A 26,221-nucleotide genomic window follows, 5' to 3' on the forward strand; every position below is an offset into this window, starting at 1 on the left:
GGTCGGTTTTTAAACTTTTTAAAGAGGGCAACGATGGTTTTTGAGGTGAATGCGACGGAGTTGCGGTGGGAAATGTCACGGATTTTGGGGCAGGTTCAGCATGGCAAGAAAATTGCGGTGATCGCGATGCATGGCAAACCTATTGGGGCGATTGTGCCGATGGAGGACCTGCACCGCATTTGGGAGAAACAGGACGACGAGACCCACGGGGAGCGCGACCCTGTAACGGGGAAACGGCCGAGCGTGCTCATGACGAAATACGGGGTTTGGTCGGATGCGCTGGCGGCGCGGATTCGGCGGGTGAAGGAGATGGGGGAATGAAGCTTTGGTTTGGGGGGGGCGCGGTTTGGTTTTGGTGAGGGGAATTTGGAGGTGGATGGTTTGAGGGGGTGCAACGGGTGTGGGATGCGGCGCACGATCCGAGGGGTGGAAGCGAAGCGCCCGCCCCGTGGGGGCGGATCGGGCGCTGCCTGATTTGGAAAATCAGGCACAGTTTGGCGGAAAACCCGAAGCCGTTCGACTATATAATCGAAAACACTCGTATTGAGTGCATTCTCGCCTCCCGAAGCTTAACGAGGTACATTCCCTAGATTCAAGACGCATAAGTTTACTAGATGTATGGTCATATTTGCAACGTACCACAATATGGCGCTGATAAGTATTGCTGATTCCGTTTGGAAGGCTGTATTGTGTGCTTACGCTCCCTTCCAAAAGGAATGTACGGTTGCATCGCAACAGAGTCGGCGCTGCTAGGGTAGAGATTCCAAGCTCTTTCCCTAGCAGTCCTCTTAAAATCATACAGGTTTCGTGTACAAGCTCAACAGCTCTCACAGGTTTCTATGATAAAACACGTGCCAGCCACAAAAAAGCCGCCCCGAGGGGCGGCTTGGCTTAATCGTCCATTTTCAGCGCATTAATAAACGCTTGCTGCGGGATTTCTACTTTCCCGAATTGGCGCATTTTCTTTTTGCCTTTTTTCTGCTTCTCGAGCAGCTTTTTCTTGCGGGTCATGTCGCCGCCGTAGCATTTCGCGGTCACGTCTTTGCGCATGGCAGAGAGGGTTTCGCGTGCGACGACGCGGCCACCGATGGCGGCTTGGATCGGGATTTTAAACATGTGACGCGGGATCAGGTCTTTTAGTTTTTCAACCATGGCGCGGCCCCGTTGTTCGGCGCGATCACGGTGGACCATGGTGGAGAGCGCGTCGACGGGTTCCTCGTTGACGAGGACGGTCATTTTCACGAGGAAATCTTCTTGGTAGCCGATCATTTGATAGTCAAAAGACGCATAGCCTTTGGTGACCGATTTTAGACGGTCGTAGAAATCAAAGACCACTTCATTGAGGGGCAAATCATAGACAACCATGGCGCGGGAGCCCGCATAGGTGAGGTCGAGTTGCACGCCGCGGCGGTCTTGGCAGAGTTTGAGGACGTCGCCGAGATACTCGTCGGGCACAAGGATTGTGGCCTTGATGCGCGGCTCTTTGATGTGCTCGACATAGGTGAGATCGGGCATGTCGGCGGGGTTGTGCAGCTCCTGATCGGTGCCGTCTTTCATCAAGATATGATAGATTACCGAGGGCGCGGTGGTGATCAGGTCGATGTCATATTCGCGCTCGATACGGTCGCGGATCACCTCAAGGTGGAGGAGGCCAAGGAAGCCACAGCGGAAGCCAAAGCCCAGCGCGGCGGAGGTTTCCATCTCGTAGCTGAAGGAGGCGTCGTTGAGGGCGAGCTTCTCGATAGAATCGCGCAGGTCTTCGAATTCGGCGGCATCTACGGGGAAGAGGCCACAGAAAACAACGGGTTGCGCGGGTTTGAAACCGGGCAGTGCTTGGGTACAGCCGCCTTTTTCATGGGTGATCGTATCGCCAACACGGGTGTCGCGGACCTGTTTGATCGAGGCGGTGAGGAAGCCGATTTCGCCGGGACCAAGCTCGTCGATCATGATCATACCGGGTTTGAAAACGCCAATGCGATCAACGGGATGGACAGAACCGTTTTGCATCATGCGGATTTTGTCGCCCTTTTTCAGGACGCCATCAATGATGCGCACAAGGACGATCACGCCGAGGTAGGCGTCGTACCAACTGTCGACTAGCATGGCCTTGAGCGGCGCGGAACGGTCGCCTTTTGGGGCTGGAAGGCGGGTGACGATGGCCTCGAGGGTTTCGTGGATGCCTTGGCCGGTTTTGGCGGAAACTTGGATAGCGCCAGAGGCGTCGATGCCGATGACGTCTTCGATTTGCTCGGCGACGCGATCACAATCCGCCGCTGGCAGGTCGATTTTATTCAGGATGGGAACGATTTCGTGGTCGGCATCCAAAGCGTGGTACACATTGGCGAGGGTTTGGGCCTCAACGCCTTGGCTGGCATCGACAACGAGGAGCGAGCCCTCGACGGCGCGCATGCTGCGGGACACTTCGTAGGCGAAATCCACGTGGCCGGGGGTGTCGATCAGATTGAGAACGTAATCGAACCCGTCGTCCGCCTTGTAATTGATGCGCACGGTGTTGGCCTTGATGGTAATGCCGCGCTCGCGCTCGATATCCATGCTGTCGAGCATCTGGGCTTGCATATCGCGCAGGGCCACAGTGCCGGTCTCTTGGATGAGCCGGTCAGCGAGGGTGGATTTACCGTGGTCAATATGCGCCACGATTGAGAAATTGCGGATTTTATCAAGATCAGTCATAGCGTTTGATATGCGGTGGAATTGTGGTTTGGTCAAGCGGGGTTGATCGTTTGGAAGGGCAGTTCGGCGTTATTTTGAACGAATTCTGGTGGGGGCGGTTCATTGCCTGCGATTCTTGCGGTTTTGGGACTTGGGCAATCAGGCGTAAAACCCAAATCCTGTGGCTTTTGGGCATATGGACCGCAATATATATGGAATTGATTTGTGATGAAAAATTTGCAATATTGTCAGGGTAGCAGGCCCAGTGATGATCCCGAAGCGGGCGGACTGAGCGAAATCAAACTATAGGCAATTCTTATGAAACCTTTTAAAATGGCCGTTCTAGCCCTCTGCATGGCCCCATTGGCGACAGTTTCCCTCCCCGTTTCAGAAGTTCACGCTGCCAAGACAATTGAGCGTGCATGTGTGAAATCAGAGCGCAAAGCCGCATCGAAACCCTTGTGCGGGTGTATTCAAGATGTTGCGGATATGATGCTTTCCCGCAGCGACCAAAAAACCGCAGCGAAGTTTTTTGATGACCCCCACAGGGCGCAAGAAATCCGCCAGTCGAACAATAGTAGCCACGAGAAATTCTGGCTTCGGTACAAAGAGTTCGGCCAAACGGCGGCCACATTCTGCAGGGGTTAAGCTGCGAATTTAGGTGAAATAGGGGCGCGATTTCCCACGCCCCTATCCCAGCCGTTTATTGCGAGACTTCGGGTGTTTCGTGATCCATTGAAGAGTGGTCGGCCTCGTCCTCTGGCGTGCGATCATTGTCTACGGGAATTTCAACCGCGACATCGCCCGCGTTTTCAAAATGCAAGACAATTGAAACGGTCTCGCCATTTGCCAACCCCTTGTCCAATCCCATCATCATGACGTGATCGCCACCGCGTTTAAGTTGGTACATCCCATCGGCCGGAATCGCGAATCCCTCCTCCACATGCATCATTTTCATGATGCCATTGCCCATGTCCTTGTGGGTATGCAACTCAACGCGCGGAGCGATATCGGACGACACGCCAATAAGTTGGTCGGCCTCGCCCGTGTTCATAACTTCAAAAAACGCCGCGCCCGTTTTGGCCACGGGAGTCGCGGAGCGCGCATAGGCGTCGTGGATCAGGATTTCGGCACTTGCGGGCAAGGCAAAAGCGGCGATAAACGCGGCGACGAGCGGCGCGCGTAGGGATAAAGTGAAAGACATAGGATGCCCTTTCGTAATGATTTTGGGGTGTTAGAGTGTTTTGACGCGGGATGTCAGGCCAAAGGTGGCGCGCGCGGACTGTGGGCCTTGCTGCGCGCGGGACGTGTGGGGAATGCCACCGAAACGCGCCGCAAATCCGCAGATGTAAACACCATATCCGTTGTGAACTTCGACGCGGGCGCTTCAAGAATGACGGCGGAAAGGAGGCAATCGGGACAGGTTGTGCGCGCCTCGACAGGCTGCCCCTGTGCATCAATTTGAACAACGCGCGGACCGTATCCCGTGCAAAGAACCATCTCGCCGACGGCTGCCCCCCGCATTTGCCCCATTGCGGTTGCCATGCTGGTCAAAACCATAACCAGCGCTAAAACAGCGGCGAGCATTGATGTGGATTTTGAACGAGGGATAAACATCCGCCAACTATAGGCCTCCCACTGGGGGAGGCAAAGCGACAAAACGGCGCGTAAGTGAAAAGCAAAAAGCCCCACCAAAAAGGTGAGGCTTTTAAAACTGATCATCCAGAGACTCACCTATTGGCAAGTGACTGAGCGATATTAGGCTGCTGTAGCTTGCGCTTTAGCGATGTCTTTCTTGACTTTCTGAGCGGAGATAGAAAGCTCAGTGTCTTTTGCTTTGGCAAGATATGCGTCCAGACCACCACGGTGATCAACGGAGCGAAGAGCCGCAGCAGAGATTCTGAATTTGAACGTGCGACCGAGCATTTCGGACTGCAACGAAACGTCGTTCAAGTTCGGCAAGAACCGACGACGCGTACGGTTTTTAGCATGGCTGACATTGTTGCCAGACATAGGGCCTTTTCCAGTCAATTCGCAACGACGTGACATGATGTATTCCTCAGATCGTGGCCGATCACGGGCGTATCCCGATCTGTGGCCGATAACATAAAATGGGCATCCGAAAAGGGATACCCTGAATTCCGTCTGGGGCTGATACGCGGAATCACTGGGGCCGTCAAGCGGCTGGCGGGTTTGATTGCCCAGAATTCGTGCAAAAAGCGCCTTGGGGTGAATTATCTGCGAATTGTCAGTCTTTCAAGGCCCCAAGCACCGTGGCGGCGGCGGCAGATGGGGTGGACTCGCCGCGCTGAACGGCGTCCATTTCGCGCTCAAAAGCGGATTTCAGGGTAAAATCCTCGGTGAGTCGGGCCAAAAGGCCAGCTTCGACTTCTTCGCGAAACCACGCTGCCGCTTGAGCTGTGCGATTCTTCTGCCAGATCCCTGCCGATTTGCGCCATGCAATCAACGCTTGGACTTCAGCCCAAATCGCGTCCAGCCCGTTTTCCTCAATGGCGGAGGCGAGCATGGCCTTGGGAAAGCCCTCGGGGTCTTGCTCGCGCTTGCGCAACAACATCAAGGCCCCCGCATAATCGGCACAGGTACGGGTCGCGGCGGGCTTAAGGTCGCCGTCGGCCTTGTTGACCACAATCATGTCGGCGATTTCCATGATGCCGCGCTTCACGCCCTGCAACTCGTCGCCACCTGCGGGGGCCATTAGGAGGAGGAAGACGTCGGAGATGCCCGCGACCATGGTTTCGCTTTGGCCCACGCCGACGGTTTCGATGAGGATAATGTCAAACCCTGCGGCCTCGCAGAGGATGGTCGCTTCGCGTGTGCGGCGGGCAACACCGCCCAGACGGTTGCTGCTGGGGGTGGGGCGGATATAGGCGTTGGCTTCGCGCGCCAGCAGGTTCATGCGGGTTTTATCGCCCAGAATAGAGCCACCAGAGCGCGTCGAGCTTGGGTCCACAGCGAGGACCGCCACGCGCAACCCCTGCCCCACCAGCATCATGCCAAAGCTCTCAATGAAGGTGGATTTGCCGACCCCTGGCGTCCCGGACAAGCCAATCCGAAGAGCTTGGCGGGCGGGTTGGGGTCCGGCGGCGCGCAGCGCATCGAGCAAGGCAAGCGCCTCTACACGGTGGCTGGGCTTGGCGCTTTCAATCAAGGTGATCGCCCGCGCAAGGGCACGGCGATTCCCGTTAAGCACCGATTGTGCGCGTTCTGTAATAGTCTGTGCGCTCAATTGGCAGCCTTTCGCCGGTTTTCGTAACGCGATGTAGTCATGATATTGGATAACAATTCCTTTTACCCCATCTTTTTGACATACCTTGGGTAAAGACAAGAAGGAACACTCATTTCATGCGGACATTCAATTTACGCCTTATTGCAGCCAGCCTTGGCGTGGCGACTCTGCTGGCGATCGGCGGCACCACCGCGCAGGCGCAAGCAGAAAACGGCGATTTCAAGCTCTATATCGGCGGCATCCCTGCAGGGCAGCTGACAATTAGCGCTCAAAACAATGGCAAGGCCTATCAGGTTGCGGGCTACGTGCGCAGCACCGGTCTTATCGGCTCACTTGTTAAGGTCAGCTACAAAGCACAGGTCAAAGGCGCGGTGAAAAACGGCAAACTCAGCCCGCAATCCTACGCCGAACAGGCCGACACGGGGCGGCGCGAGCAAAGTTCGCAGTTGAATTACAAAAACGGCGTGCCGCAAGTTCTCAAGCTTGATCCACCACGCACCAAACGGGACTATGATGTAAATCCCGCGGGGCAAAAAGGCACGCTCGATCCGCTTTCCATGATCTATAGCACTTTGCGGAATGTGGAAGAGAGTAACGCCTGTACTTTGAATCAAAAGATGTTTGACGGGCGACGCCTGAGCGAAATCGTGCTTGGTGCTCCGAGCAAGAACGGGAACGAAATTTCCTGTAGTGGGGTTTATCGCAGGCTCGGTGGCTTCTCCCCCGAAGACATGCAAGAACGCACCGACTTCCGCTTCACCTTGACCTATGGGGCCTTAAGCGACGGCCGCTATGGTGTTCAGCGCATCAGTTCTGAGTCCCTTTTTGGCAAAGTCGTCATCAAACGAAAGTAACGACGTGCGCCACGAAAAACTGCCTATAGATGACGCCCTCCCTGCGCTGGTCGCGGCCCTCCGAAGCGAGGGCCGTGTCGTTTTGCAGGCCCCTCCTGGGGCGGGGAAAACGACACGCGTTCCATTGGTGCTTCTGGAAGCCAGCCTCGCGGATTTGAGCGAAGGTGGCGGGCGGATTCTGATGCTCGAACCCCGTCGTTTGGCGACCCGTGCGGCGGCGGAACGGATGGCGCAATCCTTGGGCGAGAAGGTTGGCCAGACGGTTGGCTATCGCATTAAAGGCGAGAGCGTCGTCGGCCCTGCCACGCGCATCGAGGTCGTGACCGAAGGCATCCTTACGCGGATGATTCAGTCCGACGCGGAGCTTTCTGGGGTGTCCGTCGTGATCTTTGATGAATTCCACGAACGTAGCTTGAATGCCGATTTGGGCTTGGCGCTAGCTTGGGAAATCCGCGGCGCGTTGCGGCCCGATCTCAAACTGGTGGTCATGTCCGCCACGTTGGATGCCGCCCCCGTCGCCGCTTTGCTTAACGACGCACCTATTGTCACCTCGGAGGGGCGGGCCTTTGCCGTCGAGACCTTGCACCTACCCAAACCTCTTGCCAAAACCATCCGTTTTGAACATGCCTCCGCGGATTTGGTTGCGCAGGCGGCCCAAGAAACCGAGGGTGGCATTCTTGTTTTCCTCCCTGGCGAGGGCGAAATACGGCGCGTCGCAGGACTGCTTGCGGGACGCGTTTCTTCCGACATCACCATCCATACGCTTTTTGGCGCCATGAGTTTCGCCGATCAACGCGCCGCAATTTCCCCCGCAAAATCGGGGCGAAAGATTGTTCTGGCCACCTCCATCGCCGAAACCTCCCTCACCATTCAGGACATCCAGGTCGTGGTTGATTGTGGCCGCGCGCGCCGTGCCCGGTTTGATCCCAATTCTGGCATGTCGCGCCTTGTGACCGAGCCCGTGTCCCGCGCCGAAGCAGAACAACGCCGTGGCCGCGCGGGGCGGGTTTGTGCGGGCACATGCTATCGGCTTTGGACCAAGGGCCAAGAGGGTGCCCTGCCCGCCTTTGCGCCCGCCGAAGTCGAAGCCGCAGATCTGACCTCGCTTGTACTTGAGCTTGCCCTTTGGGGGGCCGCCTCACCAGACGAGTTAGCATTTCTTACACCGCCGAGTGCGGGTGGCTTTGCCGAGGCAAAACGGCTCCTGCTGGAGTTGGGCGCGCTGGACGTAAGCGGCAGAATTACACCGCATGGCCGTAAAATCGCCGCCCTTCCCGTACATCCGCGACTTGGACATATGCTCCTTTTGGGCGGTGCGGCGGGTGCACCACTGGCCGCGCTTATTGCCGGCCGAGATCCCTTAAGGGGTGCCCCGTCAGATGTCAGCCTGCGTCTGAAAGCCATTGAGAACCCCAAGGAATTTCAACGATCGCATCCCTACACGCTGCATCGTGCCGCGATACAAACCCTGCGCAGCGATGCGAAATCCCTTGCGCGGCTGGTTTCACATATCAAACATTCTGGCCCTAAATACTCAACTGCGGAATTGGCTGCTTTGGCCTATCCAGACCGTATTGCTTTGCGGCGAAATGGGCCTGCCCCACGGTTTCTATTATCGGGTGGCAAAGGGGCGATTATGGATGAGGTTGATCCGCTGGCAAAACTTGACCTTTTGGTGGCAACGGATTTGGACGGCGCATTGCATGAAGCCCGTATTCGCCAGGCAATCCCCCTATCCGCGTCAAGCCTTCGCGCCCTGTTCCCAGATCAAATCCAATGGCAAAAGACCTGTCGGTGGTCGCGGCGGGACAAAAGGGTTATTGCGCGGCGCGAGGAGCGTTTGGGGGCGCTAGTTCTGACGGAGCAACATTGGAGCGACGCGCCAGAGGAGCAAATGGCCCAAGCCGCGCTGGAGGGGATTCGCGAGATCGGCCTACCGCGCACTGCAGTCTCGGATCGCCTCCTTGCGCGGATTGCCCTGTTTGAATCGGATGGCTTTCCCCAGACGGAAAGCCAAAGCCTTTTGGACAGCGCCGAGACATGGCTTCTCCCCCATCTTCTGGGCCTCAAAACCGAGGGACAACTGCGGAATTTCGATCCATCCGAAGCCCTGCGCCAAATGCTGACGTGGGAGCAAACCCAAACCCTTGATCGCCTCGCGCCCGCGAGTTTTGTGACGCCGCTTGGGAATAAAGTGCCGATTGACTACGCGGGAGAGGCGCCCGAAATCGCCGTGCGTTTGCAAGAAATGTTTGGCGTTTCGCAGCATCCAACCGTTGGCCCCACGCACATCCCTTTGCGAATCACTCTTCTTTCGCCCGCACGCAAACCCCTGCAAACAACGGCGGATCTTCCGGGGTTTTGGGCGACATCCTATGTGGATGTGCGAAAAGATATGCGGGGGCGCTATCCGAAACATCCGTGGCCGGACGACCCGACGCAGGAAAAACCAACCCTGCGCGCCAAGCCTCGGAAGTAAGCAAAAGTTGCCTTTTACTTAAAATTAACGTATATTTAGCAAAAATAATAAAAACGAGGCGAGTAGAATGACGAATGCACTCAAGAAAGCTTGGGCAGAATACGTGTCCCCAATTTTTAAACGCCCCGCGCGGGTTCAAGTTGCTGCGCTTTGCTATCAGGGCAAGGGAGTGGACAAACGCGTCCTTTTGATCACCAGCCGCGATACAGGCCGCTGGATTTTACCAAAAGGTTGGCCCATTGACGGACTCGATGCGCCCAATGCTGCGATGCAGGAAGCGTGGGAAGAAGCGGGCGTCAAAGGCGAAGTCAACAGCACCCCCATCGGGCATTTTTCGTACGAAAAGTCGATGGATTCCGGTGGAATTTCTTGGTGTGATACGTCGGTATTTGAAATGACCGTGACGGAAATTTGCGACAAATTCCCTGAAGCTGATCAGCGCGAACGCAAATGGGTGACGCCAACGGAAGCGGCGAATATGGTTCAGGAACCAGAACTAAGTGCTATTTTGGCGGCATTGTAACAGTTTCTCGACAAAACTCTTGATCCACTCGGCTGCGACGTTTAGCGCTTCCGCAACGTAGCCGAGGGGTAACACATGTCGGATTCTCCAAAGACCAACCAGTGGCAGACGCTGGACAAAGACCTTAACCGGATCAGCCAGCTTGAGTCAGCGACCGCATATGTGTCGCGGCCGTTGGTGGCCCCAGGTATCGCACTCGCCTTTATTGCGCTGACCATCATTACCGCCGCCATTTTCTTTGACGCCACTTCGTCCAATTTCGTTGTCATCGCTGCGGCAGGTTTTGGCGCGTATATGGCGATCAATATTGGCGCCAACGACGTCGCGAACAACATGGGCCCAGCGGTTGGCGCCAACGCCCTGACTTTGGGGTCGGCCATTGTTATTGCTGCATTTTTCGAGAGTGCGGGAGCCTTGATAGCGGGCGGAGATGTTGTTTCTACGATCTCAAAAGGGATTATCGACCCCGCGAGCTTTACGGACACCAAAGTATTCATCTGGGCCATGATGGCCGCCTTGATCAGCTCGGCCCTTTGGGTCAACCTCGCAACCTTCGTCGGCGCACCTGTTTCCACCACCCACTCTGTGGTTGGCGGCGTCATGGGCGCGGGGATCGCGGCGGCTGGCTTTTCTGTGGTGAATTGGCCAACGATGGGAACAATCGCGGCAAGTTGGGTAATTTCTCCGGTTTTGGGCGGCGCAATCGCGGCGGCGTGTCTGGCATTTATCAAAGCGAAAATTATCTATCAGGACGACAAAATCGCAGCGGCGCGCAAGTGGGTGCCTGTTTTGATGGGAGTCATGGCGGCGGCTTTTTCGGCGTATCTTTCGCTTAAAGGCTTGAAAAAAATCATCGAAATTGACATCGGCATGGCGTTGTTGATTGGCGCGGGTATCGGCGCGGTTGTCTATGTTGTTTCTGCGCCGCTGATCAAACGCCAGTCTGAAGGGCTTGAGAATCGCAACAAATCCCTCAAGGCGCTTTTTGCGGCCCCCCTCGTGATTTCGGCCGCCATGCTGTCGTTTGCGCATGGGGCCAATGACGTTGCAAATGCGGTGGGGCCATTAGCGGCCATCGTCCACGCTGCTGAATTTGGCGACTTTTCGTCGAAGGTTGAAATTCCCCTCTGGGTTATGGTGATTGGGGCGCTTGGCATTTCGTTTGGTCTTGTGCTGTTTGGTCCAAAACTCATCCGCATGGTGGGCAGCCAGATCACCAAGCTCAACCCGATGCGCGCCTATTGCGTCGCCCTTTCCGCTGCGGTGACCGTAATTATCGCCAGCTGGTTGGGCCTGCCTGTGAGTTCAACGCATATCGCAATTGGCGGTATTTTCGGCGTTGGATTCTATCGAGAATGGAGTACGGAACGTCGCCTTGCCAAGAGCCGCGAAACGCGTGCACCAGAGAAGCGCATCGCGGTTGAGGAGCGGCGTCGACGCAAATTGGTGCGGCGCAGCCACTTTATGACAATCATCGCGGCATGGGTGATCACCGTGCCCGCTGCCGCGATAATGTCGGCTGGGATTTTCTACTTCCTCAACTTCGTCATTGGCTAAAACAAAAGCGCCGAGAGCCTTACTGGACTCTCGGCGTTGCAATTAGTGGTGGCTTAGGCCCTTATTTACTTAGGGTTCATCGCCCATGGCCCGTGATGAGCGCCGGGTTGATCAACCCGTTCAAACCCATGCGCCCCAAAGAAATCGCGTTGCGCTTGCACCAAATCGGTGGTGCCGCGCGCTTGGCGCATCGTGTCGAAATAGGCCAAAGCGGCGGAGAACGCAGGGGTTGGCTGGCCGTTCATCGCAGCGGAGGCAACCACACGGCGCAATGCCGCAGAACCTGCGATCAGGCGTTTGGCAAAGGCAGGCGCAAGGATCAAGCGACCTTTGGGCATGTCACCGCGGAAGGCGGCCGAAATATCATCAAGCAGAGCTGAACGAATGATACATCCTGCGCGCCAAATTTCGGCGACCCGCGCCATATCCAAGTCCCATTTATAGGTTTCAGACGCAGCCGTTAGAATGTCAAAGCCCTGTGCATAGGCCAAAATTCGCGCGGCAAGGAGTGCCTCGGCGAGGTCTTCTTCGCTTACAGATGCGCCGCCTTCAGGGGTAACTTTCAGGATTTCAGCTCCCGCTTCACGCACGTCTTTGACCGCAGACCAACTGCGTGCGCCGACGGCGGCCTCAATCGTGGAGGCGGACTGTCCAAGGCCAAGGGCTTCGATCACCGTCCAACGGCCCGTGCCCTTTTGCCCAGCACGGTCGAGGATAATGTCGACCATCGCTTTGCCGGTTTCAGCGTCGACGGAACCCAGTGCTTTACCTGTGATTTCAACGAGGTAGCTCTTGAGATCACCCTCGTTCCAGCGGTCGAACAAGGCACCCGCTTCGGCCGCGGATTTCCCCTGACCATCGCGCAGAATACCCCAAACTTCGGCGATCAATTGCATGTCGGCATATTCGATACCGTTGTGAACGGTTTTTACAAAGTGACCCGCGCCATCGGGGCCAAGATGCGCGGCACAGGGGTCGCCTTGATATTTCGCGGCGATTGCCATGATGATCGGCTCAATCGGGGTGAAGCTTTCAACGGGGCCACCGACCATGATGGACGGGCCGAAACGCGCGCCCTCTTCACCACCAGAAACGCCCATGCCAATGAAGCGGAACCCTTCGGCGGCAAGGGCGGCGTCGCGGCGACGGGTGTCGTGGAAATTGGTGTTGCCAGCGTCAATGATGGTGTCGCCTTGGTCAAGAAAAGGCTTCAAGGCCTCAATTTGATCATCAAAAGCTTGCCCTGCGGGCACCATCAAAATGATCGCGCGGGGCGTTTCGAGGGAGGCGACGAAGCTTGCGATATCATCACATCCAACAAGGTTTTTAGCCAAATCTCCGGCGTCGCGCGTAAATTCCGCGACGCGGGAAACTGTGCGGTTCGTCACCGCGATTTTATAGCCATTGTCCGCGATGTTGAGCGCAAGCGCGCTGCCCATTGTGCCAAGTCCAATCAGGCCGATTGCAGCCTTATCCCCATTATCCGACATGTGATGTCCCTTAAATCTGTGGTCGTGTTTGCGTTAACGACCACAAATAGGACTTTAAACGCCAAGACACCAGCGCATCACGGCTTTTTGTGCATGAAGACGGTTTTCAGCCTCATCAAAAATCACCGATTGCGGGCCGTCCATGACCTCGTTTGTCACCTCTTCTTCGCGGTGGGCCGGAAGGCAGTGCATAAACAAAGCGTCGTTTTTTGCGTTTTGCATCAAGCCTTTATTCACCTGATAGGGGTAAAGAAGGTTGTGGCGACGTTGGCGCGCGGATTGGGGATCATGCATGGAAACCCAAGTATCGGCGACCACGAGGTCGGCGCCCTCAACGGCTTTTTCAGCATCGCGTTCGATCTCGATTTTCACGCCTTTTGCCCGCGCCGCGGCGATAAATTCCGCTTCGGGATCAAGTTGTTCGGGGCCTGAAAAGGTGAGATCGAATCCAAACTGGCCCGCGGCATGGATAAAGGAGGCGGCGACGTTGTTGCCATCGCCCATCCAAACGACTTTCTTGCCTTTGATTGGGCCGTTGTGCTCCTCAAAGGTTTGGATGTCGGCCATAATTTGGCAAGGGTGTGTGCGGTTTGTCAGGCCGTTGATCACCGGTACAGAGGCGTTTTCGGCAAGCTCCAGAAGGGTGGATTCCTCAAATGTGCGGATCATAATCAGATCGACATAGCGCGAGAGAACACGGGCGGTATCGGCGATGCTTTCGCCGTGACCGAGTTGCATATCGCTACCAGAAAGGACCAGCGTTTGGCCGCCCATCTGGCGCACGCCCACGTCAAAAGAAACGCGCGTGCGGGTTGAGGGTTTTTCAAAGATCAGCGCGACCATTTGGCCCGCGAGGGGTTGTTCGGCATCAAGGGTGCCCTTTGGCAGGCCAGCGCGCGCTTTTTTCATTGTGTGCGCTTGTTCAATCATCGCCCGCAAATCAGCGGGATCAGTTTTGTGGATATCGAGAAAATGGTTCATTTGTAATTCCTTAGCGAGCCGAGGTTGCTTAGAGCAAGGCGTTTTCGATCGTTTTTGCTGTGGCATCCAGGCGCGCGAACGCTTGGGCGATATCTTCGTCGGTGAGGTTTAGCGGGGGCAGCAGGCGGATGACATTATCGGCGGCAGGGACAGTGATAACCTCATTTTGGTAACCAGCAGCAACGACGTCACCAGGGGCGGGCACACATTTGAGGCCGAGCATAAGACCCATTCCGCGCACCTCGGTGAACACGTCAGGATGGGAGGCGACAAGCCCTTCTAGCCCCTGCCGTAAGAGGCCCGCTTTGCGGTTCACCTCGGCGAGGAATTCGGGGGTGTTGATTTCGCGCATCACAGCATTTCCGACGGCGCAGGCCAGAGGATTGCCGCCGTAAGTCGAGCCGTGCGTGCCAGCGGTCATGCCGGAGGCGGCATTTTCGGTGGCAAGGACCGCACCAATCGGGAAGCCGCCGCCGATGCCTTTGGCAACCATCATAATGTCGGGGGTAATCCCCGCCCATTCATGCGCGAAAAGGCAACCTGTGCGGCCCATACCGCATTGAACTTCATCAAGAATAAGCAAGATCCCCGCCTCGTCACAAATCGCGCGCAGGGCCTTGAGGTCGGCGTCGGGAAGGACGCGAATGCCGCCTTCGCCTTGGATGGGTTCGATCAGGATTGCTGCCGTTTTGTCGGACAGTGCCTCTTTGACGGCCTCAGTATCGCCGAAAGGTAGATGGACGAATCCAGCGACGAGGGGGCCAAAGCCCTTGGTCATTTTTTCCGATCCCGCCGCAGCAATACCTGCCGCGGAACGCCCGTGGAAAGAGCCGTCGAACGTTAGGATTTCGACACGTTCGGGTTCGCCTTTATCAAACCAATATTTCCGCGCCATTTTTACCGCGAGTTCACAGGCTTCGGTACCCGAATTGGTAAAAAACACGGTATCGGCGAAGCTGGCCTCGACCAAAGCATTCGCCAGCGCGGTCTGTTGGGGGATTTCATAGAGGTTGGAGGTGTGCCACAGGTTTTGCGCCTGCTCGGTCAAAGCCGCAACAAGTGTGGGGTTTGCATGGCCCAAAGCGGCGACTGCGATCCCTGCCCCAAGGTCCAAGAATCGGCGTCCGTCGGCTTCAATCAACCAAGCGCCTTCGCCTTTAACGAAGGTAAGGGGAGCGCGATTGTAGGTCGGAAGAACGGATGAAATCATCGGGTTGGTCCTTGTAAAAGAGACTTTGGTGCCGCAAGGGCACAGGCATGTCAAGATTTTGGAGAGGGGTGCGCGATTTTGCGCAGGATCAATAGCGAATGGGCCGCAGCTTAATTAGCGTCGGCGTCGGTTCGAGATATTTGTGCTTATGATCATGCCGATGCGTATATCGACATCTCTGCCCCTTGGGAAGAATAAATTTCCGTTAAGCTTTAAGACGGTAGCCTTTGGCGAACCAAACCCAACACAGAGCCATCACTGCCAATGTCGCCGCCGTACAAACAACAAGACCAAGCCACGGCGTTTGGGTATGGCCGATCACGCCATAGCGCGCACCATCAATTAGGTAATAGACCGGATTGGCGCGGGTGATGGTTTGAATGAGCGGCGGCAGGGTGTCGATGGTGTAAAATGTGCCCGAAAGAAACGCGAGGGGGGTAACGATAAAATTGGTGATCGCGGCCATTTGATCGAATTTGTTGGAATAGATTCCGGCCACAATTCCCACGGCGCCCATCATGGAACTTCCAAGGAAAACAAAGACAAGAGCCCAGATAGGGTGCTGAATTTCAATTCCGAGAAAAAGGAGCATGCCAAGTCCAATCGCGACGGCAACCATCATTCCGCGCACCACTGATCCCGCCATATAACCAAGGAGAAGTTCGAGGGCGGACAGTGGCGGCATGAGGGTGTCGACGATATTCCCCTGCACTTTTGAGACCACAATTGACGAGGAGGTATTGGCAAAAGCATTCTGGATGACGGTCATCATTAGGATACCGGGCGCGAGGAAATGCAGGAACGGCACCCCTGCGATATCGCCACGCGTTGGGCCGATGGCGACGCTGAATATGGCCAAGAAAAGGGCGGCCGTTACGAGGGGGGCGAGGAGCGTTTGTGTCCAGACGACGACAAAGCGGCGGGTTTCGCGGCGGGCAAGTGTTGCCATCCCCAGCCAATTGATGCGACCGAAACGACGTTCTCCGAGGGTATTTTCGTTATGCACTGCCATTTTCCTTCAACTTATCGTAGCGATTCACGTGGATTCCGACTCTGTGCCTTGTATCCCGTGTCAGGGTGTTTAAAATAGAGGGAGAATAGAATTCTTTCAGGCTGCAGGTGCGGGCCATTCTTGGTGCGCGCGTAGCCCTACTTAAGGAACAGATATGTCCTGGACAGATGAGCGCGTAGAGACCCTCAAAAAGATGTGGGGCGAAGGACAATCTGCGAGTCAGATTGCTAAAGAACTTGGTGGCGTGACGCGCAATGCCGTTATCGGCAAAGTGCACCGTTTGGGTCTGTCTAATCGCACGACCACGGCGAAAACCACACCCGAGAAGAAAGCCGCCCCCGCGAAACCTGCGGCACGGACAAAGGCCGCCGAACCGCGCGTTGAGCCTAAAGTTGAGGCCAAGCCGGTGAGCCCCGAGCCGACGCGCCCGATTCCAATTCGCAAGGCCATCATTCCTGCGGGCCAACCGTTGCCGCCGCAACCCTCGGCAAATGAGATCAGCCCTGAAGCCATGGCCTCCGTGCGCGAAGTTGAGAAAACAGCGAAGAAGCTGACCCTCATGCAACTAACCGAGCGGACCTGCAAATGGCCGATTGGTGACCCTGCAACCGAGGAGTTTTGGTTCTGTGGTTTGGACACCAAGGCTGGCAAACCCTATTGCGAAGCGCATGTGGGCGTGGCCTTCCAACCGATGAGCAGCCGCCGCGAGCGTCGCCGCTAGACAGTCGGAACAGTATTTTAAAAGGCGCCCGTTTGTGGCGCCTTTTTTATTTGCGTGATCAGTTTTGCCCTAGGAGTTTCAGCAATTCCTTGGTTGCGGCTTCCTCAAGAGTGCGCCGCGCGGCATCTTCTAGGCTCTCATCTTTTTTCTGCTTCACGCCAAGTTTTTTAATCGCATTGGCTTTTGCAGCCTTCTCAGCGTCTTTCAGCTTTTTCTCTAGAACCGCTTTCTCCGCGCTCAACTCCTGATTAACGATCGCCTCAAGATCGAGCGAAAAACGAAGGTCGGCCCATGGACCACGTATAAGCAACGGCACGCGAACCCCGCCAGTCCCGTCAGGGGAAACAAGCGCGGTCGGCGTTAGGCGATAGACCAATGTTTTCTGGCTCAGATTGGTTTTTCCGCGCCCTTCCGCAATAAGCCCATTGGCCTTGAATGCGAGGTCAGTCCCCGACATAATCCCTTTGTCGATGTTAAATGTCGCATCAATGCTTTCGAAAACGGTGCGCTGCCCCGTGCCCTGATACCCAAGGTCCAAGGTGCGGATCATTTGCTCAACATCGACCCCCTTCAGGACGCCTTTTTGGACATTGATCGCGCCCTGCCCTGAGAGGCTCTTTACAATCGCATCCAAATTATTGCCGACGCCAAGGAATTTCACCCGAACATCTGCCGGACTTACCAAACGGTCAAAGTCAACGAGCGCCCCGAGAAGTTGGTCCGTCTGAACGCCCTTCATGGTTAAATCGCCGCCAACCGAAAGGCCCCCACGCCCATTCACCACGAATTCACCCGCGAGATCACCGCCATAAGCTTTGACCTTTTTGAGATCAAAAACCGCCCTGCCTGCATTCAACTTCATCAGGACTTGGCTGGGTCCAAATTCAACGACACCAAGATCAAGAGACGTCGCCGTCAATGAAATTTCCGCGTCTACCGCAGAGAGGCCTGAGACATCAATTGGAGCCTTCGACCATCCGCCGGAGTTTGCGGTCAGACTTGTCTGGCTTTGTGTACTCGCCCCTTGAAGCTCAGGGAGGCTCAAGTCTTGGGCGGTAAATATCCCTTTAATGACGGGCCGATCTTTGCCAGCTTTAAAATCAATATCCCCACGCAGAACTTGGGTTCCGATCTTATACTCGCCACCCCGCACATATGTTGCCCCATCCGGAGTGCGAACAAGTTTCCCCTTCATGCTTAGGGCTTTGGGACCCGCGTTGTTCCCCGCATTTATCGCGTTCAAAAGGGGCGATCCTGCGGCAATTGAGGCCACCAAATCTCCGTCCATAACCAGTCCGGACAAACCGAGCTTGCCCGTATAGGAAATTTTGGCGCCCCCTAACGACGCGGTTGTGTCCAAAGTGGCAATATCGCCCAGCAAAAAGCCCATCGGACGATCCAAACCCGCCTGAACGTCCAGACTGGCCCCTTTGTATTGTCCGCTCAAAGACACCCGGATTTCCCCGTCAGATTCGGGGAAACGCGCTTCAAAGTTTACGTCACTGAGAGATTCCCGCAGCCCTGAGGCATCGTCATAAAAATGAATCTCTCCGTCTGTAATGCCTGCGTATTCAACAGTAACGCGCCGGGATCCGCTTGATGGCGCTTTCGCCACTTGGGCCGTTGCCGCCGCCGTGGGTTTTCCAGAAAAGTCCCAGTTTTTTCGACCATCTTTTGCCACCGACAACCGAATGTTGGGTTGCAGGATTTTAATGTCTCTAAACTCAAAATTTCCCTGCAGCAGGGGCAATAACTCCACCCCAATCGTCAGGCCCTCGGCCGTGAGCAACGGCGCGTCTTCGGCCCAAGGCGCGTTCGCAACCGCGATGGGGCCCGTCGTTACCGAAAGGCGGGGGAATATTTTGGTCGTCACGTCGCCCGAGAGGGTCACTTCGCGGCCCGTAAATTCCGCAATCTGCCCGGCGGCGATTTCAGCGAGTTTCTTGCCGGGAATGAGGGCAATCGCGAAGACACCCAGCACAGCCAAAGTCGCAACAATCATGAATGCTCTAAAAATCCACCGCATCGTTCACCTCACTTTTTTCTATTCCCTTTAATCTAGGGGGGATGGATGCATGAAACAATGGGCGCATCCTCCACTGCGCAACACAACAACGCGATATTGCTCCGTCGCGAACTCGGGTGTATAGCGCAGGGATGAGCCAGAATCCTCCAGAACTCCGCCCCGATCTCGCGCCCCGCGCGATCATCACCGATCCTATCCGCGCCGATCAGCCCAAAATCGGGATGGTAAGTCTTGGTTGCCCCAAGGCGCTTGTCGATAGTGAGCGGATTTTAACGCGTTTGCGCGCCGAAGGATACGCGATTTCGCCAGATTATGCGGGTGCGGAAGCCGTGATTGTGAACACCTGCGGGTTCCTTGATAGCGCGAAGGCCGAGAGCCTTGAGGCCATCGGTGAAGCCCTTAAAGAAAACGGAAAAGTAATTGTTACCGGATGCTTGGGCGCGAACCCCGAGTATATCACGGGGGCGCATCCCAGCGTTTTGGCTGTGACAGGCCCGCATCAATATGAGCAGGTTTTGGACGCGGTGCACAGCGCTGTTCCGCCGAATCCAAATCCGTTCATCGATCTTTTGCCCGCCCGTGGGGTTTCACTGACGCCGCGTCATTTCAGCTATCTCAAAATTTCTGAAGGGTGCAATCACAAGTGCAAATTCTGCATTATACCCGACATGCGCGGCAAGTTAATGAGCCGCCCAGCCCATGCGATTCTTCGCGAGGCTGAAAAGCTGGTGGAAGCGGGTGTTCGCGAACTTTTGGTAATTTCGCAAGATACCAGTGCATATGGTCTGGACAGAAAATACGATTTAAACCCGTGGAAAGACCGCGAAGTACGTAGCCACATCACCGATTTGGCGCGGGAACTTGGCGATATGGATGCGTGGATTCGCCTCCATTATGTGTACCCATATCCCCATGTGCGCGATCTTATTCCGCTGATGGCGGATGGGCTTATTCTGCCCTATCTCGACATTCCGTTCCAACATTCGCACCCCGATGTGTTGCGCCGCATGGCGCGACCGGCGGCTGGTGCCAAGACTTTGGACGAGATCAATGCATGGCGTGAAATTTGCCCCGACATGACTTTGCGCAGCACGTTTATTGTTGGTTTCCCCGGCGAAACGGAAGCGGAATTTGAGCATTTGTTAGAGTGGCTGGACGAGGCCCAACTCGACCGCGTTGGATGTTTTAAATACGAAGACGTTGCGGGTGCGCGCAGTAATGCCCTGCCCGATCACGTGTCGCCAGAAGTGAAAGAAGAACGCTGGCATCGGTTTATGGAAAGATCACAGGCCATTTCAACCGCAAAGCTGGAGAAAAAAGTTGGATTTGTGCAAGAAGTCATCGTGGACGAAGTCGACGATGAAGCCGCGACATGTCGCACAAAGGCCGATGCTCCGGAAATTGACGGCAACTTGTTCATCGACGAAGGGTTTGAAAATCTGAAGCCGGGCGACATTGTCAAAGTCATGGTCGACGAAGCCAGCGAATATGATCTGTGGGGGACGCTGGTTAAAAACTAGCGCCTTTCTTGGAAGAAACTCTTGAGTAACTCTTCGGAATCACGCGCGCCAATTCCGTCATATACTTCGGGTACGTGATGCGCTTGGGAATGCGCGAATATACGTGGCCCGCGCTCGACCCCACCGGATTTGGGGTCGCTCGCGCCGTAATATAAGCGCCGAACTCGTGCTGCTGAAATTGCAGCAGCACACATCGGGCACGGCTCTAGGGTGACGTAGAGGTCGCAACCAGACAGCCGCTCAGACTTTAACATGCGACACGCTTCGCGCAGAACGAGGATTTCCGCGTGCGCGGTGGGATCACAAGCCGCACGCGTCTGATTCCCTGCGACGGCCAAAACCTTCCCGTCGGGACCAACCAAAGCGGCGCCGACCGGCACCTCGCCACGATTGGCGGCCGATTTGGCTTCCAAAAGGGCCAGATTCATATAGCTTTGAAACGGTTGCATGCTGCTTTGTGCCTGTTTCGTCGCCACGTGCCAAGCGGCTTTCTATTTCCCAAATGGTGAGGTAAAGCGGGTCATGGAAAATTCTAGTGAAAAAACCGGCGAACGCATCGCCAAAATTATGGCTCGCGCAGGCGTCGCATCGCGCCGCGAAGTGGAGCGCATGATTGAAGCAGGCCGCGTGTCGGTGAACGGTACGATTATTGAGAGCCCCGCGTTGAACGTGACGGGGGCGGACAAAATCTGTGTTGATGACCAGCCCATTTCCGAACCTGAACACGCCCGCCTCTGGCTCTATTACAAACCGCTGGGCCTTGTGACATCCAATAGCGATGAAAAAGATCGTGAAACAGTTTTTGACACGCTTCCTGTGGAACTTGGCCGTGTTTTAAGTGTCGGGCGCCTCGATATCAACTCCGAAGGATTGCTCCTTCTGACCAACGACGGCGGTATTAAACGCAAACTTGAGCTTCCTACAACGGGCTGGTTGCGCCGCTATCGTGTGCGCGTAAACGGACGTCCGACGGAAGAGACCTTGGCCCCCCTGCGTGCCGGAATCGTCGTTGATGGCGAAAAGTTCCAACCGATGAATATCAGCCTTGATCGCCAACAAGGGGCCAATGCGTGGCTCACTGTATCGATTCGGGAAGGCAAAAACCGTGAAGTTCGCCGCGCATTGGCTGCCGTTGGTCTTACGGTTAACCGCTTGTTGCGCGTGTCTTATGGGCCGTTTCGACTGGGCGAGCTTAAACCGGGCGAGATTGAAGAAGTTAAAACCCGCGTTCTTCGCGATCAACTTGGCCAAGAGCCTTTGGCCGAAGAAGCCGAAAAACCTCGCATCGTGCGCCAACGAAAACCCGTCGGCAAAATGCCGCGTCACGGGACCGAGCTTGATGCTCCTGCCAGCAAAGGTCCACGGGGCGGCGGCAAACGCACGGGTAAACCTGCGGACAAACGGTCCTTCCCCGATCGAAGCGGTGGAAAATCCGCGCCTTCCCGTCCGAGTGGTAAACCGCACGGAAAACCGCGTGGCAGGTAAGCCCAAAAGGGCCCGTATCCGCCCGTTTTTTTTTGAGCCGTTCCCTTTAACGACCTCAATTCTCTGGCGAAGGCTCGCCAGAGAACACACTTATATTGAAAATACACTTTCAACTTCGGGGCCTTTTGCTATCATGAAGTCCTAAAGTGCTTTATAGATAACAAATGTTTCTACACATCTAATTGAGGGACCTTATGGCAGAGACCGGACTTAAAAAGCTCTCATTTGTCCTGCTACTTGCGCTCGTCCTTTATGTGACCTTTTCGGGAGCGGTATAATGGCACAGCGGTATGGTGGCCAGTTTAGCCCCCAAGGTTCGTCCTCCAAGACGGACACGCCCAATCCGTTTCGTGGCAAGAAGCCTGCGCCCGCAAGAGCACGAATTAACCTGTTGTTCGCAGCGCCAGTTCCGCTTGCCATAGCTGCATTTTTCCGGTCACCCACAGAAATGGCAACATCCCTTCTTGCGGTCGCGATGCTTCTTGGCGCCGCTTGGCTAACCCGAGAAGGTGTTGCCGCCCAAGAAGCCTATGACGCTAGAAGCGTCGCCCGCCGACCTGCTTTTCCCCGAAAATTATTTGCAGCGATTTCGATGGGCGCAGGCCTGTCTGTCGCGGGATTCGCGGGTGGGAGCGCCTTTTTGGCGGTCATTATTTTTGGCGTCCTTGGCTTTATTCTACACATAGCGTCCTTTGGGTTAGACCCAATGAAAGACAAAGGCGCGGATGGGGTCGACCTGTTTCAGCAAGACCGCGTTGCACGCGTTGTCCAAGAAGGTGAGAGCTATTTGACGAGCATGGATGCCGCCATCAAGCGTACAGAGGACCGCCGATTGATCGCTCAAGTCCAAGATTTTGCGGACGTTGCCCGCCAATTGTTTAGAACCGTGGAAGAAGACCCGCGTGATTTAACGTCGGCGCGAAAATTCATGGGCGTCTATCTTAAGGCGGCACGCGACGCGACCATCAAATTTGCCGACATCTACAACCGCAATCAAAACCAAACAGCCCGCGAGGACTATGAGGGATTACTAGAATATTTAGGCGACAATTTTGCTGCACGCATTTCAAAACTGCTCGAGGACAATACCGTCGACCTAGATATTGAAATTGAGGTTCTTCGTGAGCGCCTTGCTCGCGAAAATTTGTAACGAGGAAATCGTATGACCGAAACTATTCGCAAAGAAGCCGAAAAAGCCAAGCCATTGGTTGATGAAGTTGTGGCCATTGAATTGCCAGAGCCCAAGACCGATCTGGTGCCGCTTAAGGCCGCGCCCGCCCCCATTGCCGCGGAAATCCAGCGGCGCATGGACGAGTTAGATATGAGTGACACGGGGTCGATCGTGAATTTCGGATCCTCAGCCCAAGCCGAACTTCAGGTCATCAGCCAAGCCATGCTGGCGGATGTTAAAAACAAGGATGTAGGCCCCGCAGGCGACAGTTTGAGTGGCATCGTATCGGCAATTCGTGGCTTTAGCGTTTCCGAACTGGACGTCCGCCGCAAGCGAAGCTGGTGGGAAAGAATCACGGGCCAAGCCGCACCTTTCGCCCAATTCCTTGCACAGTTTGAAGACGTACAGGGCCAGATCGATAAAATCACCGACGATCTATTGGCGCATGAACACACGCTCCTCAAAGACATCAAATCCCTAGATCAGCTTTATGGAAAAACGTTGAATTTCTATGATGAACTTGGGCTGTACATCACCGCCGGAGCGGAAAAACTGGAAGTTTTGGACGGTACCGATATTCCCAAGAAAGAGGGTGAAGTAACCGCCGCGGACCCTGAACACGCCGTGATGGTTGCGCAAGAACTGCGCGATTTACGATCTGCGCGAGACGACCTTGAGCGCCGCGTGCATGATCTCAAACTCACGCGTCAAGTTACGATGCAAAGCCTTCCGTCCATTCGGCTTGTGCAAGAAAACGACAAATCTTTGGTCACGAAAATCAACTCGACATTGGTGAACACAGTTCCCCTTTGGGAAACGCAACTCGCGCAAGCCGTTACGATTCAACGCAGCAGCGAAGCCGCGCATGCAGTGCGTGACGCCAATGATTTGACCAATGAATTACTCACCTCCAATGCAACCAATTTGCGCCAGGCGAACACGGTTGTGCGCAAAGAGATGGAGCGCGGTGTGTTTGATATTGAAGCGGTTAAGATTGCCAACCAAGAGCTTATTGGTACGATTAACGATAGCCTCGCGCTTGCGGACGAAGGCAAACGGCGCCGTGCGGAGGCCGAGGTCGAACTGATCAAAATGGAGAAAGACCTCAAGGAAACTTTGGCGGCCGCGAAATCACGCGACGACGGTACGGGGCATCAGATTGGGGCGGCTGTCGGAAGCGAATGAAGCTAAAAGCTCCGATAAAACTGGCAATGCTCGTCATCGGCCTCTCGCTCCTTTTGGGGTGCGAGGCAGACGTGGTATCAAGCAAGCCACCGGAGCCTAAACCGGTCGCGCCACCCAAAGGGCGGTCAGAGTTAAGTCAATTCTACCTGAATAGCTTTAGCCGGCTGCAAGAAGACTTTCTTGTGAAGGGGCTTTTGCGGACAGATGGCGGCGGTGTGGATGTGGCGTTTACTGCCAACGATCTAGCCGAAAACTTCATGAAAATCGCTTTTTTTGCGGAGTTTTCCATGGTCAACGGACGGCTCGTGGCACAGGAAGTCGCTTTCCCAATGCGCCGTTGGCAAAACCCCGTGGTCATAAACGTTATCCTTGGTGAAACCCTAACGCCGTCCCAACAACGCGCGGATCAAGCGGAAGTTAAGCGTTTTGCAAGCCGTTTGGAGCGCGTAACCGGCCATCCGATTCAAATGGGATCACGGCAATCGGCCAACTTATTTGTGTTGATCTTAAACGAAGATGAACGCCTCGCGGCGGGTCCATTGTTGCAGGAAATCATCCCTGAAATTTCGAACGTCGATATACAAGCGCTCACCCAAATTACGAAAAATGACCTGTGTATCGCGCAATCCTACAGCGAGGGGCATGCCTCCAAATACATCGGGCGCGCGCTTGTGATCATTCGGGACGAACATCCCGACCTCCTGCGCAAATCCTGTATTCACGAGGAAATCGCACAAAGCCTTGGCCTTTCAAATGACAGCGACGCCGCGCGCCCCTCCATTTTCAACGACGACGAAGAATTTGGGCTTTTAACCACGCATGATGAATACCTTTTGCGCATTCTCTATGATCCGCGCCTTACCCCCGGAATGGATGCGCAAACAGCCCGCCCGATTGTCGATCAAATTGCCCGCGAGCTGATGGCCCCCGAAACACCTGAAAAGATTGGAAGAATATAATGGGAATTTTTGATTTTTTAACGGGTGAGTTTATTGACGTCATTCAATGGACGGATGACACGCGTGACACAATGGTTTGGCGTTTTGAACGGGAAGGTCACGAGATAAAATACGGGGCAAAGCTGACGGTGCGTGAAGGTCAATCGGCGGTTTTCATCCACGAAGGCCAAATGGCGGATGTGTTCACCCCCGGGCTTTATATGTTGGAAACCAACAACATGCCCGTGATGACAACGCTTCAACACTGGGATCATGGATTTGAAAGTCCGTTCAAGTCCGAAATCTATTTCGTAAATACAACGCGCTTTAACGACCTGAAATGGGGCACCAAAAACCCGATTATGTGTCGGGACCCCGAATTTGGCCCTATTCGCCTGCGTGCCTATGGAACCTATTCCGTGCGCGTGACGGATCCCGGGGTATTCCTGCGTGAAATCGTTGGGACGGACGGCGAATTTACGATGGATGAAATTAGCTTCCAAATTCGCAATATCATTGTTCAGGAATTTAGTCGCTCCATCGCGGGCTCTGGCATTCCTGTCCTCGATATGGCTGCGAACACCGGCGACCTGAGTAAACTTGTTGCCGCCCAAATCAGCGCAACGCTGGCGGAATACGGCCTCTCGATCCCCGAACTTTACATTGAGAACATCAGCCTCCCGCCCGCCGTCGAAGCTGTTTTGGATAAACGCACCTCTGTTGGACTCGCGGGTGACTTGGGGAAATACACGCAATTTTCCGCCGCTGAAGCCATGACCACGGCGGCCCAAAATCCCGCAGGCGGCGGTATGGCCGCAGGGCTTGGTGCGGGCATGGGCATGGCGATGGCGAGCCAATTTGCTGGACCATGGGGCGCGCATCCTGTGCAGGCAGCGGCTCCCGCAACTCCCCCGCCCGCGCCGGTTGAACACGTGTGGCATACAGCAAACAATGGCGAGACATCCGGCCCGTTTTCGCGGGCAACAATGGGACGCATGGCGCAGGATGGGCAGCTCACACGCGAAACATTTGTTTGGACTGCGGGGCAAGACGGGTGGAAAAAGGCTTCTGAAATTGGGGCGCTCGCTACTTTGTTCACCATAATGCCACCTCCCCCTCCTGGTGCCGAATAGTCAGAGAATCGGAGCGTTT

General features: G+C 55.3%; 24 protein-coding genes. 13 read left to right on the plus strand and 11 right to left on the minus strand.

Features of this window, described 5'->3' with window-relative positions:
• The first annotated feature begins 33 nt into the window (after positions 1–33).
• The gene (locus tag RC74_RS02215; protein WP_039002716.1) at positions 34–321 is read left to right on the plus strand and encodes a type II toxin-antitoxin system Phd/YefM family antitoxin; all 288 of its coding nucleotides are present in this window, start codon (positions 34–36) and stop codon (positions 319–321) included.
• A gap of 570 nt (positions 322–891) precedes the next feature.
• On the opposite strand, the gene lepA is transcribed toward RC74_RS02215, so the two are convergent.
• A complete protein-coding gene (gene lepA / locus RC74_RS02220; RefSeq protein ID WP_039002718.1) occupies positions 892–2,691 on the minus strand; it encodes a translation elongation factor 4 in 1,800 nt (599 codons plus the stop codon).
• Between the two features lie 297 nt (positions 2,692–2,988).
• Here lepA and RC74_RS02230 point away from each other — a divergent pair, with 297 nt between their 5' ends.
• Positions 2,989–3,318, plus strand: coding sequence for a hypothetical protein (locus tag RC74_RS02230; RefSeq protein WP_052274890.1), 330 nt, complete (start codon positions 2,989–2,991; stop codon positions 3,316–3,318).
• A 55-nt stretch (positions 3,319–3,373) separates the two neighbouring features.
• On the opposite strand, the gene RC74_RS02235 is transcribed toward RC74_RS02230, so the two are convergent.
• The 4 genes from RC74_RS02235 to meaB form a co-directional block, all read right to left on the minus strand.
• Positions 3,374–3,874, minus strand: coding sequence for a copper chaperone PCu(A)C (locus tag RC74_RS02235; protein ID WP_039002720.1), 501 nt, complete (start codon positions 3,872–3,874; stop codon positions 3,374–3,376).
• Between the two features lie 53 nt (positions 3,875–3,927).
• A complete protein-coding gene (locus tag RC74_RS02240; protein WP_052274891.1) occupies positions 3,928–4,392 on the minus strand; it encodes a DUF2946 family protein in 465 nt (154 codons plus the stop codon).
• Positions 4,393–4,428: 36 nt separating this feature from the next.
• The gene (rpmB, locus tag RC74_RS02245; RefSeq protein ID WP_039002721.1) at positions 4,429–4,719 is read right to left on the minus strand and encodes a 50S ribosomal protein L28; all 291 of its coding nucleotides are present in this window, start codon (positions 4,717–4,719) and stop codon (positions 4,429–4,431) included.
• Between the two features lie 199 nt (positions 4,720–4,918).
• Positions 4,919–5,917 (minus strand): methylmalonyl Co-A mutase-associated GTPase MeaB, encoded by a 999-nt coding sequence (gene meaB, locus RC74_RS02250; protein ID WP_236940015.1) that lies wholly within the window; start codon positions 5,915–5,917, stop codon positions 4,919–4,921.
• Positions 5,918–6,033: 116 nt separating this feature from the next.
• Here meaB and RC74_RS02255 point away from each other — a divergent pair, with 116 nt between their 5' ends.
• From RC74_RS02255 to RC74_RS02270, 4 genes are all read left to right on the plus strand, one after another.
• Positions 6,034–6,771 (plus strand): DUF3108 domain-containing protein, encoded by a 738-nt coding sequence (locus tag RC74_RS02255; RefSeq protein ID WP_039002722.1) that lies wholly within the window; start codon positions 6,034–6,036, stop codon positions 6,769–6,771.
• On the plus strand, positions 6,710–9,250 hold the full coding sequence (hrpB, locus tag RC74_RS02260; RefSeq protein ID WP_082802160.1) for an ATP-dependent helicase HrpB: 2,541 nt from the start codon (positions 6,710–6,712) through the stop codon (positions 9,248–9,250). Before RC74_RS02255 ends, hrpB begins: the two co-directional genes overlap by 62 nt.
• A 67-nt stretch (positions 9,251–9,317) precedes the next feature.
• Positions 9,318–9,773: an NUDIX hydrolase gene (locus RC74_RS02265; protein ID WP_039002723.1), complete on the plus strand. Its 456-nt coding sequence runs from the start codon at positions 9,318–9,320 to the stop codon at positions 9,771–9,773.
• A 75-nt stretch (positions 9,774–9,848) separates the two neighbouring features.
• The gene (locus tag RC74_RS02270) at positions 9,849–11,330 is read left to right on the plus strand and encodes an inorganic phosphate transporter (RefSeq protein ID WP_039002724.1); all 1,482 of its coding nucleotides are present in this window, start codon (positions 9,849–9,851) and stop codon (positions 11,328–11,330) included.
• A gap of 65 nt (positions 11,331–11,395) precedes the next feature.
• Here the strand turns inward: RC74_RS02270 and gndA are convergent, their stop codons facing one another.
• The 4 genes from gndA to RC74_RS02290 form a co-directional block, all read right to left on the minus strand.
• Positions 11,396–12,820, minus strand: coding sequence for an NADP-dependent phosphogluconate dehydrogenase (gene gndA / locus RC74_RS02275; protein ID WP_039002725.1), 1,425 nt, complete (start codon positions 12,818–12,820; stop codon positions 11,396–11,398).
• 54 nt (positions 12,821–12,874) lie between these two features.
• Positions 12,875–13,801 carry an ornithine carbamoyltransferase gene (gene argF, locus RC74_RS02280; protein ID WP_039002726.1) on the minus strand — a complete coding sequence of 309 codons (927 nt, stop codon included), beginning with the start codon at positions 13,799–13,801 and terminating at the stop codon, positions 12,875–12,877.
• A gap of 28 nt (positions 13,802–13,829) precedes the next feature.
• Positions 13,830–15,011 carry an aspartate aminotransferase family protein gene (locus tag RC74_RS02285; RefSeq protein ID WP_039002727.1) on the minus strand — a complete coding sequence of 394 codons (1,182 nt, stop codon included), beginning with the start codon at positions 15,009–15,011 and terminating at the stop codon, positions 13,830–13,832.
• A gap of 205 nt (positions 15,012–15,216) precedes the next feature.
• Complete coding sequence (locus RC74_RS02290) at positions 15,217–15,960, minus strand: ABC transporter permease (RefSeq protein ID WP_369755091.1); 744 nt, start codon at positions 15,958–15,960, stop codon at positions 15,217–15,219.
• A gap of 217 nt (positions 15,961–16,177) precedes the next feature.
• Here RC74_RS02290 and RC74_RS02295 point away from each other — a divergent pair, with 217 nt between their 5' ends.
• On the plus strand, positions 16,178–16,744 hold the full coding sequence (locus RC74_RS02295; protein ID WP_039002729.1) for a GcrA family cell cycle regulator: 567 nt from the start codon (positions 16,178–16,180) through the stop codon (positions 16,742–16,744).
• Positions 16,745–16,802: 58 nt separating this feature from the next.
• Here the strand turns inward: RC74_RS02295 and RC74_RS02300 are convergent, their stop codons facing one another.
• On the minus strand, positions 16,803–18,746 hold the full coding sequence (locus RC74_RS02300) for an AsmA family protein (protein WP_039002730.1): 1,944 nt from the start codon (positions 18,744–18,746) through the stop codon (positions 16,803–16,805).
• Between the two features lie 155 nt (positions 18,747–18,901).
• On the opposite strand from RC74_RS02300, the gene rimO reads away from it, so the two are divergent.
• Complete coding sequence (gene rimO / locus RC74_RS02305; protein WP_039002731.1) at positions 18,902–20,290, plus strand: 30S ribosomal protein S12 methylthiotransferase RimO; 1,389 nt, start codon at positions 18,902–18,904, stop codon at positions 20,288–20,290.
• Here rimO and RC74_RS02310 read toward each other — a convergent pair.
• Positions 20,287–20,739, minus strand: a complete 453-nt coding sequence (locus RC74_RS02310) for a nucleoside deaminase (protein ID WP_039002732.1) — start codon at positions 20,737–20,739, stop codon at positions 20,287–20,289. The two genes, rimO and RC74_RS02310, sit on opposite strands and share 4 nt — an antisense overlap.
• A 73-nt stretch (positions 20,740–20,812) precedes the next feature.
• Here RC74_RS02310 and RC74_RS02315 point away from each other — a divergent pair, with 73 nt between their 5' ends.
• From RC74_RS02315 to RC74_RS02335, 5 genes are all read left to right on the plus strand, one after another.
• Positions 20,813–21,775, plus strand: a complete 963-nt coding sequence (locus RC74_RS02315) for a pseudouridine synthase (RefSeq protein WP_039002752.1) — start codon at positions 20,813–20,815, stop codon at positions 21,773–21,775.
• A gap of 277 nt (positions 21,776–22,052) precedes the next feature.
• The gene (locus RC74_RS02320) at positions 22,053–22,925 is read left to right on the plus strand and encodes a 5-bromo-4-chloroindolyl phosphate hydrolysis family protein (protein ID WP_039002733.1); all 873 of its coding nucleotides are present in this window, start codon (positions 22,053–22,055) and stop codon (positions 22,923–22,925) included.
• A gap of 12 nt (positions 22,926–22,937) precedes the next feature.
• A complete protein-coding gene (locus RC74_RS02325) occupies positions 22,938–24,131 on the plus strand; it encodes a toxic anion resistance protein (RefSeq protein ID WP_039002734.1) in 1,194 nt (397 codons plus the stop codon).
• Complete coding sequence (locus RC74_RS02330) at positions 24,128–25,090, plus strand: DUF2927 domain-containing protein (RefSeq protein WP_039002735.1); 963 nt, start codon at positions 24,128–24,130, stop codon at positions 25,088–25,090. Before RC74_RS02325 ends, RC74_RS02330 begins: the two co-directional genes overlap by 4 nt.
• A complete protein-coding gene (locus RC74_RS02335) occupies positions 25,090–26,202 on the plus strand; it encodes an SPFH domain-containing protein (RefSeq protein ID WP_039002736.1) in 1,113 nt (370 codons plus the stop codon). The genes RC74_RS02330 and RC74_RS02335 overlap by 1 nt, the downstream gene beginning before the upstream one ends.
• The last annotated feature ends 19 nt before the right edge of the window (positions 26,203–26,221 follow it).

The organism is Falsihalocynthiibacter arcticus (assembly GCF_000812665.2).
GTDB lineage: Bacteria > Pseudomonadota > Alphaproteobacteria > Rhodobacterales > Rhodobacteraceae > Falsihalocynthiibacter > Falsihalocynthiibacter arcticus.